This is a genomic window from Megasphaera lornae (assembly GCF_000214495.1).
In the GTDB taxonomy this organism is placed as follows: Bacteria; Bacillota; Negativicutes; order Veillonellales; family Megasphaeraceae; genus Megasphaera; species Megasphaera lornae.
Genome location: NZ_AFIJ01000014.1, coordinates 1 through 11,574 on the forward strand (window position 1 = coordinate 1; position 11,574 = coordinate 11,574).

Annotated in this window: 9 protein-coding genes, 1 pseudogene and 1 riboswitch; of the genes and pseudogenes, 9 read left to right on the top strand and 1 reads right to left on the bottom strand. The window is 46.6% G+C overall.

The window, feature by feature from the left end; all coding sequences use genetic code 11:
* Positions 1 to 39: 39 nt before the first annotated feature.
* On the bottom strand, positions 40 to 231 hold the full coding sequence (gene rpmB / locus HMPREF1039_RS02435) for a 50S ribosomal protein L28 (protein ID WP_007390811.1): 192 nt from the start codon (positions 229 to 231) through the stop codon (positions 40 to 42).
* Positions 232 to 366: 135 nt separating this feature from the next.
* Between rpmB and recG the strand changes: the two are divergent.
* The 9 genes and pseudogenes from recG (at position 367) to HMPREF1039_RS02480 (ending at position 11,463) form a co-directional block, all read left to right on the top strand.
* Positions 367 to 2,402 (top strand): annotated as a pseudogene (gene recG, locus HMPREF1039_RS02440) (ATP-dependent DNA helicase RecG).
* A 128-nt stretch (positions 2,403 to 2,530) separates the two neighbouring features.
* The gene (guaB, locus tag HMPREF1039_RS02445; protein ID WP_039891697.1) at positions 2,531 to 3,988 is read left to right on the top strand and encodes an IMP dehydrogenase; all 1,458 of its coding nucleotides are present in this window, start codon (positions 2,531 to 2,533) and stop codon (positions 3,986 to 3,988) included.
* A gap of 19 nt (positions 3,989 to 4,007) precedes the next feature.
* Complete coding sequence (locus HMPREF1039_RS02450; RefSeq protein WP_007390809.1) at positions 4,008 to 4,739, top strand: WecB/TagA/CpsF family glycosyltransferase; 732 nt, start codon at positions 4,008 to 4,010, stop codon at positions 4,737 to 4,739.
* A gap of 9 nt (positions 4,740 to 4,748) precedes the next feature.
* Positions 4,749 to 5,387 carry a phosphatidylserine decarboxylase gene (locus HMPREF1039_RS02455; protein ID WP_007390813.1) on the top strand — a complete coding sequence of 213 codons (639 nt, stop codon included), beginning with the start codon at positions 4,749 to 4,751 and terminating at the stop codon, positions 5,385 to 5,387.
* On the top strand, positions 5,384 to 6,067 hold the full coding sequence (locus tag HMPREF1039_RS02460; RefSeq protein ID WP_007390815.1) for a CDP-alcohol phosphatidyltransferase family protein: 684 nt from the start codon (positions 5,384 to 5,386) through the stop codon (positions 6,065 to 6,067). Before HMPREF1039_RS02455 ends, HMPREF1039_RS02460 begins: the two co-directional genes overlap by 4 nt.
* A gap of 19 nt (positions 6,068 to 6,086) precedes the next feature.
* The gene (locus tag HMPREF1039_RS02465) at positions 6,087 to 7,334 is read left to right on the top strand and encodes a glycosyltransferase family 2 protein (RefSeq protein ID WP_007390814.1); all 1,248 of its coding nucleotides are present in this window, start codon (positions 6,087 to 6,089) and stop codon (positions 7,332 to 7,334) included.
* Positions 7,335 to 7,348: 14 nt separating this feature from the next.
* Positions 7,349 to 8,125 (top strand): 5'/3'-nucleotidase SurE, encoded by a 777-nt coding sequence (gene surE / locus HMPREF1039_RS02470; RefSeq protein ID WP_007390816.1) that lies wholly within the window; start codon positions 7,349 to 7,351, stop codon positions 8,123 to 8,125.
* Positions 8,126 to 8,242: 117 nt separating this feature from the next.
* Positions 8,243 to 8,331, top strand: a riboswitch (glycine riboswitch).
* An 89-nt stretch (positions 8,332 to 8,420) separates the two neighbouring features.
* Positions 8,421 to 9,809, top strand: coding sequence for an alanine/glycine:cation symporter family protein (locus HMPREF1039_RS02475; RefSeq protein WP_007390808.1), 1,389 nt, complete (start codon positions 8,421 to 8,423; stop codon positions 9,807 to 9,809).
* A gap of 229 nt (positions 9,810 to 10,038) precedes the next feature.
* The gene (locus HMPREF1039_RS02480; RefSeq protein ID WP_007390807.1) at positions 10,039 to 11,463 is read left to right on the top strand and encodes an aldehyde dehydrogenase family protein; all 1,425 of its coding nucleotides are present in this window, start codon (positions 10,039 to 10,041) and stop codon (positions 11,461 to 11,463) included.
* The last annotated feature ends 111 nt before the right edge of the window (positions 11,464 to 11,574 follow it).

Here is an 11,574-nt window from a genome sequence, read left to right on the forward strand (position 1 = left end):
AAAGATGATTCGGAGGGAATCATCTTTTTTTATATGCTATTACACATCACGCTGAACTTTGCCGGAACGAAGGCAACGAGTGCAGACGTTAACCCGTTTTACTTCTCCTTCTACCATAGCGCGTACTCTTTGGATATTCGGTTTCCAAGTTCTTTTCGTTTTTAAATGGGAATGGCTGACGTTCATTCCGGCCATTTTCCCTTTACCGCAAATTTCGCAATAGTTTGCCACCGGTTACACCTCCCTGCACCAATCACAGTACAACATAAAAATCTTATCACAAATACTATAGTAACGCAAGATTTATTTTTTTAATATAAAACATATGATACAATGAATACAAGGAAAAGACAAGGAGTTTTATATATGAAAACGGATTTGCGTGAAATAAAGGGCATCGGTATACGAAAAGAAAAGCTGTTAAATCGTTTGGGAATTTTTACTATCTTTGATTTATTGCAGTATTTTCCGCGTACGTATGAAGATCGTCGATATATCAGTCCTATGGCAACTATTTCGTTGCCGCGAACGGAGCCGGTTTTGATTTGCGGGTATGTGCAAAGGATTCAGGAAGTACATCCCCGTCGCGGTTTATCTATTCTTAAAGTCGGGATCGCGGATGATAGCGGCGAGGCGGAACTTATTTGGTTTAATCAACCGTTTAAAAAAAATTATTTACAGTGCATCAACAGCTTACGGTATTCGGAAAAATGGAAGCGGCATACGGTAAACGCCAAATGAATAATCCGGATATAGAGGAAGGATGTGTAACGGGGACGGCATTGGAACCCGTATACGGACTAACGGAAGGGCTGCGACAGAAAGAGTTGCGGAACTTTATAAGAGATGCGCTGAACTATATGGAAGAACATTCGGGCTTGACGGAGGCGGATACGGAAGTGCCTTTTTTATATCCTACCATGTCTTTGTATGAGGCGTATAGGACTATACATTTTCCGGACTCTTTAGAAGCGCGAGAAAAAGCACGCAGGCAGTTGGCGTTTCAGGAGTTGTTCGATTTGCAACTCGGCTTGGCATTACGACGTCGCGGCGAGAAAAAAAAAGCGGGAATAAAATGTGCGCCTAATGGCGGGTTGTTGCAGGCGGTAGTTAAGAACTTGCCGTTTTTATTAACACAAGGGCAAACGAATGCTTTTTTGGATATTCAGTCCGATATGGAAAGTGAAGTGCCCATGCAACGTTTGGTACAAGGCGATGTGGGATCGGGAAAAACGGCGGTGGCGGCATTGGCGTTGGCTAAGATTGTGGAAAATGGCTATCAGGGGGCGCTGATGGCGCCGACGGAAATTTTAGCGACGCAGCATGCGGAAGAATTGGCGCGGTTATTTCAGGGAATCCCGATTAAAACGGCTTTATTAACAGGGCGAATCGGCGCTAAAGAACGACAACGTGTTTTACAGGAAATTGCGGACGGCAGCATACAAGTGGTAATCGGAACGCATGCGTTGCTGCAGGAGGACGTACAGTTTGCCCACTTGGGGTTAGTGGTTACGGATGAACAGCATCGATTCGGCGTTAAACAACGTGCCGCGTTACAAGAGAAAGGTCGGGCTCCGCACGGATTATTTATGACGGCTACGCCCATTCCCCGTACTTTGGCGTTATCGGTGTATGGAGATCTGGATGTATCTTCTATTCGCGAATTGCCGCCCGGACGAAAGCCGGTAAAAACGTATGCCGTAAAAGAAACGATGAGAGCCCGTATTTATGCTTTTATGAAAAAGTTGATTTGTGCCGGACAACAATGTTATGTGGTCTGCCCCTTAGTGGAAGAGTCGGCAGCGTTAGATTTACAAGCCGCGACCGGGTTGTATGAAACGTTGAAAGAGAAGGTGTTTAAAGAATTTCATTGCGGCTTGGTACACGGCAGGATGAAGGGAAAAGAAAAAGAGACGGTAATGAAAGCGTTTCAGGAGAAACGGATTGACATATTGGTTGCCACCAGTGTCATTGAAGTAGGCGTGAATGTGCCGAATGCCACGCTGATGTTGATTGACGGGGCGGAGCGTTTCGGGTTGGCGCAGCTGCATCAGTTACGCGGTCGTGTAGGTCGGGGAGATTTACAGGCGTATTGTATTTTGTTGGCTCATGGCGGCACGGAAGAAACCCGGCAGCGATTGCACTGGATGGAATCCGTTCAGGACGGGTTTGTGTTGGCGGAAAAGGATTTGCTGTTGCGCGGCTCCGGGAAATTATTCGGCTATATGCAACACGGGTTGCCCGATTTTAAAGCGGCGGATATTTTAAAGGATGTACAACTTTTGTCGCAGGCTCGCGAAGCCGCACAAACGTATATGGCCGTCGAACCGGATGAAACACGGGTAAGGGCGCGATTAAAACGCCGGTTCGGCGCGGCTTTTGACGGAATTTTGAATAATTAAGAAAAGATTTTTTTGAATTTGCTTGCGTAATATGTACAGAAGGGTTCATATCGTCTATAATAAGGGATAAGCTGTTTAGAGGGACAAGTCCCTATTTTTTTATATTTTTTCAAATAGAGGTGCAGAGAATGAGATCTGATAAATTTGGTATGAGAGGTTTAACATTTGATGATGTGTTGTTGGTTCCGGCGAAGTCCGATGTATTACCGACAGAAGTGGATGTGTCAACCAATCTGACGAAGGATATCAAACTGAATATTCCGATTATGAGTTCCGGGATGGATACTGTAACGGAAGCGCCTATGGCGATTGCGATTGCCCGTGAAGGGGGCATCGGAGTTATTCATAAAAATATGTCCATTGCCGCGCAAGCTCGGGAAGTAGATAAAGTAAAACGTTCCGAGCACGGCATTATTATCGATCCTATTTTCTTAAATCCGGATAATTTGTTGGCCGATGCCAATGAATTAATGGAAAAATATCGCATTTCCGGGGTGCCTATTACGGTGGACGGTAAGCTGGTAGGGATTATTACGAACCGGGATATGCGCTTTGAAGAAGATATGAGTCGTCGTATCGGGGATATTATGACGGCGGAAAATTTAGTTACCGCCCCGGTAGGGACGTCTTTAGCGGAAGCGAAAGAAATTTTACGGAATCATCGTATTGAAAAATTGCCGCTGGTGGACAAGGAAGGAAATTTAAAAGGCCTTATTACGATTAAAGATATTGAAAAAGCACATAAATATCCCAATTCGGCAAAAGACTCCAACGGTCGATTGCGGGTGGCGGCGGCCGTTGGCGTTACGCATGACATGATCGATCGGCTGGATGCGTTGGTGAGCGCTAAAGCGGATGTTATTGTTATTGATACGGCACACGGGCATTCTCTGGGTGTGTTAAAAACGCTGAAAGAAATCAAAAAAGCGTATCCGCATGTGCCGGTTATTGCCGGTAATGTGGCTACGGGCGCGGCGACGGAAGCCCTGATTGAATGCGGCGTGGATGCGGTAAAGGTCGGTATCGGCCCGGGGTCTATATGTACAACCCGGATTATTGCCGGGATAGGTGTGCCGCAAATTACGGCAGTATATGAATGCGCTAAAGTTGCGCAACGATATGGGATTCCGGTTATTGCGGACGGCGGTATCAAGTATTCCGGCGATATGGCCAAAGCGATTGCGGCCGGCGGCAATGTGGTCATGATGGGCAATCTTTTGGCGGGAACGGAAGAAAGCCCGGGAGAAACGGTTATTTATCAAGGCCGCAGCTATAAAGAATATCGTGGCATGGGCTCGTTGGCGGCGATGGAACAGGGAAGTAAGGATCGGTATTTCCAAGAAGATTCGAAAAAATTGGTACCGGAAGGGATTGAAGGTCGTGTACCTTATAAAGGACCGGCGGCGGATACCATATTTCAGATGGTTGGCGGCTTGAAAGCGTCCATGGGGTATTGCGGCTGCCATACGATTGCGGAAATGATTGATAAAACACAATTTATTCAAATTACTAGTGCCGGGCTTCGGGAAAGTCATCCTCATGATATCAATATTACCAAGGAAGCGCCGAATTACAGCATGAATTAATCGACGGTCGGAGGTTACAGTGGATAATACATTGGATATTTTGTCCATTCCCGTGGCAAATAAGAGCCGGGCGGAGGTATGTGCACAGGTATTTTCGTATATCGAAAATCATGTTCCGGCCATGATTGCGACCGCCAATGCGGAAATGATTATGAAAGCGCAGACGGATCGGGAATTGGCAACTATTTTACGAGCGGCGGAATTGGTGGTTCCGGACGGCGCCGGGGTACTTTGGGCGGCGGAACAACAGGGAAAGAAATTTAAAGAGCGGGTAACCGGGGTGGATTTGGCGTGCAGTCTGTTGCAAGAAGCGGCTGCGCGCCAAACTCCTGTTTATTTCTTGGGCGGCATGCCGGGAATTGCCGCCCGGGCAGCTGCCGATATAGAGAAAAAAGTAGGGAAATTACAACTTGTGGGTACCCATTCGGGATTTTTTTCCGCGGCGGAAGAAACGGAGATTATGGAGGAAATACGAGCCGGCGGGACCCGCTTGTTATTGGTGGCGTTAGGCGTGCCGAAACAGGAGAAGTGGATTGCGCAGCATGCGGCACAATTGGGGTCTTGTGTATGTATGGGAGTGGGCGGGACGTTTGACGTATGGGCCGGAAAAACTTGTCGGGCGCCGCAGTGGATGCAGGAACACCGGTTGGAATGGCTGTATCGCTTGTGGAAAGAGCCGTCCCGCTTTATGCGGATGTGGGCATTACCGCAATTTGTCATTGCCGTGAAGAAACGGCACCGGGGGAAATGAGGTGATGTTTTGAAAAAACCATATATTGTTCCCGACGGGTATCGGATTATCGGTATTACGCTGGCCATTACGTTTCTGTTGGCATATTTTGTTACGGTGTACATTGCTGTATTTCCCTTTTTATGGGCTTGTTATTTACTATATTTTTTTCGTAATCCGTCTCGTCATATTCAAGCGGCGCCCCATGAATTGGTGTCGCCGGCGGACGGTACGGTCATGGCGGTGACTGAAGTACGGGAAGAGGCTTATTTTTTTAAAAAATGTCGAAAAATTGTTATTTTTTTATCAGTATTTAATGTGCATGTAAATCGGGCGCCTTTGGCCGGTGTTATTGATTTTCAACAGTATACATGCGGGCGGTTTAAGCCGGCGTATGAAACCGGTGTGGGGTATGAAAATGAACGCTATTCTATCGGCATTAAAAGCGGTAATACGCATATTTTGGTAACGTTAATCGCCGGTATTTTGGCACGGCGGATTGTTTCCTGGGTGGCGTTGGGAGAAAAGGTGGAGCACGGGCAGTTGTACGGTATGATAAAATTGGGGTCCTGTGCGGAAATTTATGTGGATGAAGACGTAGAAATCTTAGTAAAAGAAGGAGATATTGTGCGTGGCGGCGAAACTGTTATAGGGAGGATTGCAGAATGAAAAAGGTAATACCGTGTTTATTTACATCAGGGAATCTTGCGTTCGGGTTAATCAGTATGATGATGACCTTAAAGGGAATGTATATGTGGGCCGGGATTTGTATTTTACTGGCTATGGTTTGCGATGCTTGTGACGGTCGTTCGGCACGTGCCTTAGGGGTTGCCGGTGAATTCGGCAAGGAATTGGATTCTTTATCGGATGTAGTTTCCTTCGGCGCGGCCGCCGCATTTTTGATTTACGGATATGCGTTGCAGCATTTAGGCTGGTGGGGGGCTATTCCCGCCGTTATTTATGCCGCATTGGGGGGGATTCGTTTAGCGCGCTTCAATTTGAATACAGGCGTAGTGCACGGCTATTTTCAAGGCATGCCGATTCCGAACGGCGGCGGGCTGATTGCTATGTATGCCATTTCCGGCGTACATTTGCCGGAGGGGTTAATTGCCGTTTTGGTTATTGCTTTAGGGTATCATTTGGTCAGTAATGTGCATAATCCGGATTTTAAAGGGAACAGCCCGGATGTATTGCATCCCGTTGCGTTAGCGGGAGCCGTTATTATCGGTATTTTGGTATTGGTATTTGCGGATTGGCATTTATTTTGGACGATGCCGTTTTTCCTTTATATTATTTTCGGGTTAATCAATACGGCGATGAATAGTAGGAAGAATAAAGGGGTACAATAAAGGAGTAGGAGCTTAGCATATGGAACATGTATCGGATATCCTCATGATCCCTGTTCAGGTAATCATCGTGTTTTATACGTTGTATTATTTTATCTTGGCCCTATTCGGTCTGTTTAAAAGAAAAGAAAAAATTTCCGTGCCGCCGAAGCATACTTTTGCCGCTATTATTTGCGCCCATAATGAAGAGACAGTTGTCGGACAATTAATTGATAATTTAAAAACCTTACATTATCCTGCAGAGATGTATGATATTTATGTCGTTGCGGATAATTGCACCGATCGTACTGCCGAAGTATGTCGGGAACACGGTGCGTCGGTGCAAATACGAACCGATGCGGAAAAAGTGGGTAAGGGGTTTGCCATGGATTGGATGTTCCAAAAAATGTTGCGACAACCCAAGCAATATGATGCGTTTGTAGTATTTGATGCGGATAATCTGGTGCATCCCGAATTTTTACGAGAAATGAACAATCATTTATGTAAAGGGGAGCAAGTGATTCAAGGCTATATGGATGCCAAAAATCCAACGGACACATGGGTGGCCGGAACGTTTTCGATTGCTTTTTGGCTGATTAATCATATGTGGCATTTGGCAAAATATAATATCGGGCTTTCTACCGCCTTGGGCGGTACGGGGATGTGTATTGCCGCGGATATTGTGCGCAAATACGGCTGGGGCTGCGATTGCTTAACGGAAGACATGGAGTTTTCCATGAAAGTGCTGCTGGAAGGCGTGCGTACTTGTTGGGCGCATGATGCGATTATTTATGATGAAAAAGCGTTGACGTTAATGCAATCCTGTCGGCAAAGAAAGCGATGGGCACAGGGACAATGCGATTGTGCCTGTCGGTTCATTCCTAAACTTTTTGTACGCGGTGTGCGAACAGGGAATATTCGGATGTTGGACGGCATTATTACCTTATCGCAACAATTTTTTATGATGATGTCGACGATCTATGCCGTCTTGGCGTTTATTAACGGACATTATTTGTTTTATACGAATATTTTAAATCAAATTGTACCGGTTCAAATGTGGACGGTAATCGGGGTGGCACAATATGTCATTCCTATTATTGTGTTGTTGCGCATTAAAGTGCGATTCAAGTCGTGGCTGTATTTAATTGTATATCCTTTGTTTATGTACAGTTGGATTCCTGTTACGTTTTTGGGATTTAAGGATCGCCATAAGATGGAATGGAGTCATACTGTGCATACGCGGGCTGTCACCTATGAAAGCGCGGTTCTGTTACGAAAGAAAAATAAATAAGAGGAGTGGCACATATGCATATTTTGTTGACCAATGATGACGGTGTACGGGCACCGGGATTGGCAGTGTTAAAACACTGTTTTGCCGCGCATGGCTATGAAGTGACCGTTGTGGCTCCGAACGGGCAACGAAGTGCGGCCTCGCATGCTATGACCATTCGTAAACCGCTTTATTGTCACGAAACGACGGCGGGGGACGGCGGGATACGAGAAATTGCCGTGTCCGGTACCCCGGTAGATTGTGTTAAATTGGCGATGGAATATTTTTTATGTACCCGTCGTCCGGATGTGATTGTTTCCGGTATTAATGACGGCTTCAATTTGGGGAGTGACGTGTTATATTCCGGTACCGTTTCGGCGGCGATGGAAGGTCCGTATTATCAAGTGCCCGCACTTGCCGTTTCGATGGGGAAAATGGACAGGCAGCGCGGTAAAGAAACGGCGGAAATCGTACATGGTATTATTCAAAATATTGTGGTACGGGATAAATTTCCGGGAATTTTGAATGTGAACATTCCTTTACAAGGGCCTGTGGTGTGGGAAAATATACGCGTCGTGCCGCAAGCACTGCAAGTATATAATAATGTCATTTTAGAGAAGAGAGACATGGATAACGGGATTTGCTACCATATTGAAGGCAGTCCCGATTTGGAAATGGCTCCGGAAGAAAGCGATATTGCGTGTGTACGCCGAGGGAAAATTGCGGTGACCCCGTTGCAATGGCAACAAACGGCAAAAAATGCAATTCTTACGGTACAGCGGGGATTGCAAAAAAATACTTGTCATTTATAAATACATATTATATAATAACTCCATAATCACATATGCGTGGATGAGGTACACGGGAGAAGGCGCAAGCCTGCCGAAGGAGTCAAACTCTCAGGCGTTCATAAGAACAGGACCGGGTGCGGACACAACTCTGGAGAGTCCCGTAAGGGCGCCGAAGGTGCAAGAAAGAAATCTTTCAATCTCTCAGGCAAAAGGACAGAGAATAGCATACCGTAACCGCGGTGTTTGTTGTTTTTACCTATCTTCAGAGATATGCTGAGGATAGGTTTTTTATTTTATAAAAAGGGAGTTTTGCCGTATGTTGGAAGTTTTACAAACCATTGACAGTTTTATTTGGGGACCGCCGCTATTATTTTTATTAATCGGCACCGGGGTGTTGTTGACGATTCGGTTGGGTGTATTACAAATTACACAGTTGCCTAAGGCGTTGGCATTGATTTTTACGGCCAAAAATAAAGGCCAAGGCGATATCAACAGTTTTAAAGCACTGTGTACGGCCTTGGCGGCTACTGTGGGAACCGGCAATATTGTCGGTGTGGCTACAGCCGTGCATGCCGGCGGACCGGGGGCGGTATTTTGGATGTGGATTGCCGCATTTGTCGGCATGGCGACTAAATATGCGGAAGGCTGTCTGGCCGTAAAATATAGAAGGGTGGATAAAAACGGTGATATTGCCGGCGGACCGATGCATTATATTGAAATGGGATTGGGAAAAAAATACAAACCGTTGGCGGTACTGTTTGCGATTTTCGGGGTGTTAGTGGCGTTTTTCGGAATCGGTACGTTTGCACAAGTTAACGCTATCGTGGAAATTACACGTCTCAGTGCGAATATTCCCGTGGTGTATACGGGGCTGGTGTTAACGCTGGTAGTGGCGGCCGTGACTATAGGGGGACTGCAATCCATTGCCAAGACCGCTTCTAAAATTGTCCCGGCCATGGCGGTTATTTATGTAATAACGACGTTGGGATTTTTAATTATTTTTTATGAACAAGTGCCGGCCGCTTTTTTGGAAATTATTCATGATGCGTTTCATCCTACTGCGGCGGCGGGCGGTTTTTTAGGAGCCGGCGTGTTGATGGCGATGCGGAGCGGTGTGGCACGCGGCGTGTTTTCCAATGAATCCGGGTTGGGAAGTGCACCGATTGTGGCGGCGGCGGCAAAAACCAAGTGGCCGGCGGAACAGGGACTTATTTCTATGACGGGAACCTTTATTGATACTATCATTATTTGTACCTTAACCGGGCTGGTGTTGGTTGTCAGCGGCGGCTGGATGGGGGATTTAAACGGCGCCGCGTTGACCAATTCCGTATTTGCCATGGCGTATCCCGTAATGGGCAGCTTTATCCTTTGTATAGGATTGGTGCTCTTTGCCTTTACTACGATTTTAGGTTGGAATTATTATGGAGAACGGTGCATTGAATATTTGGTCGGGGTTAAAGGCATTTTACCTTATCGGCTGGTGTTTATTGTGTTGGTCGGGTTAGGCGCGTTTATTAAATTGGATGTTATTTGGATTTTAGCGGACATTGTGAACGGATTAATGGCGATTCCCAATTTAATTGCACTGATCGGTTTAAGCGGGGTGGTTGTGCGTGAAACAAAACGATATTTTCAGTACATCCATCTGCGACGGGAGCGTTGGGAAGCGGTAAAACGAGTGCAAAAATTGCGAGTAGAAGAATAAGTCGGGCGTCGGTGTAGCGAGAGGGTTACACCGACGTTTTTTTGTAGGGGGTGGTGGCGGCGCAACGTATAAAGCAGGCACGGAATATAAAAAAATCGTATAGGCGGACAGCAAAATAGATATAGATGAGGAATGAAGAATGATTCTTTACAGAGAAGTTTTTTGGTATACTATAGGAAGGCATACAGGCAAAGTGTATGCGGTACTGCATTGTATAAGGAGGAGAAGTATGGATTTTAAAAAACTGTATATAGATGGCCGGTGGGTAGAAGGCGTGTCCGGGAAATTTATCGGCGTAGAAAATCCGGCGACCGAAACCGTGTTTGCGGAAGTTCCGGCGGGGACGGCGATGGATGTGGATCGGGCGGCCAAAGCGGCCAAGGCGGCCTTTACTGCGTGGGCGCATACGCCGCTTTCAGAACGTATTGAAAAAATGCGGACTATGGCAACTATTTTTAAAACGATGGAAACGGCGTTAACCACTGCTATTGTACAAGAGCTGGGCGCCCCGGTAGGGTTTTCACGTACTGCACAAGTGCAGTATCAATTTGAGCGGATTCAATCGTATATAGAGTTGGCGGCTACTGTACGGTGGGTGGAAAAATTGCCGCATGCCACTGTATATCGTGAGCCGGTGGGCGTTGTAGGGTGTATTACGCCGTGGAATTATCCGTTAGGACAAATTGTACAAAAAGTTATTCCGGCAATTTTAGCGGGCAATACGGTGGTTCTTAAGCCGAGTCAGCATACGCCTTTGACCGCGTTTTATTTGGCGGAAGCTTTTCATCGGGCGCAGTTTCCCAAGGGCGTATTTAATCTGGTTACCGGCAGAGGGGGAGATATCGGCGATGTCATGGCGGAACATGAAGACCTGCAAATGATTTCTTTTACGGGATCGACGCCGGCCGGCGTGAGTGTGGCACGGTTGGCCTTACAGTCTATGAAACGTATCAGTATGGAACTGGGAGGAAAATCTCCGTGTATTCTTTTGCCCGGTTGTGATTATGAAAAAGCGATTTCCATGTGCTTTAATTCTATTTTTTTAAATTCCGGACAAACATGTACGGCACTTTCTCGGTTGCTGATTCCGGTGCAGGATAAAGAAAAAATAGAAGCATTGTTGAAAAAAACGGTATCTTCGTATACGGTAGGAGATCCGACGCGGGAAGACGTTCAATTGGGAACGGTTTCCTCCGCACGGCAGTTCAAAACGATTCGGGCCTATATTGAAAAAGGCTTGCGCGGCGGCGCCGACTTGTTGGCGGGCGAAATACCGCAAAAGACGTCGGTCGGCTATTATGTACAGCCCACCATATTTACGAATGTAACCAATGATATGACGATTGCGCAGGAAGAAATTTTCGGCCCCGTGCTTTGTGTCATAACGTATCGAACAGAAGCGGAAGCCGTTCGGATTGCCAATGATACGCGTTTCGGTTTGAGCGGTGCCGTATGGGGCGCGACGAAGGAAGAGGCCGTGCGTATAGCCCGCCAAATTCGTACGGGCAATGTCTATATCAACGACGGTCCGCGTGATGTAACGGCTCCGTTCGGGGGCTTTAAAGAAAGCGGCTTGGGACGCGAAGGAGGCGTGGACGGTATCCTGGAGTTTACAGAACCGCAGGCGTTATTTGATGACGGTACTATCGGGTAATCCGGGGTCATGTATAGAGAAATGCCCGGACAATCGGCCGTATACAACGGCTTGTCCGGGCATTTTCAGCATAATTTTCGGTAAGGATAAAAAAAGACTTTCCTCAGAAAG

Excerpts from the sequence above, each read along its gene's own strand:
- guaB (WP_039891697.1), top strand. The coding sequence starts at position 2,531 with ATGAGATCTGATAAATTTGGTATGAGAGGTTTAACATTTGATGATGTG.
- HMPREF1039_RS02460 (WP_007390815.1), top strand. The coding sequence starts at position 5,384 with ATGAAAAAGGTAATACCGTGTTTATTTACATCAGGGAATCTTGCGTTC.
- HMPREF1039_RS02465 (WP_007390814.1), top strand. The coding sequence starts at position 6,087 with ATGGAACATGTATCGGATATCCTCATGATCCCTGTTCAGGTAATCATC.
- surE (WP_007390816.1), top strand. The coding sequence starts at position 7,349 with ATGCATATTTTGTTGACCAATGATGACGGTGTACGGGCACCGGGATTG.
- HMPREF1039_RS02475 (WP_007390808.1), top strand. The coding sequence starts at position 8,421 with ATGTTGGAAGTTTTACAAACCATTGACAGTTTTATTTGGGGACCGCCG.
- HMPREF1039_RS02480 (WP_007390807.1), top strand. The coding sequence starts at position 10,039 with ATGGATTTTAAAAAACTGTATATAGATGGCCGGTGGGTAGAAGGCGTG.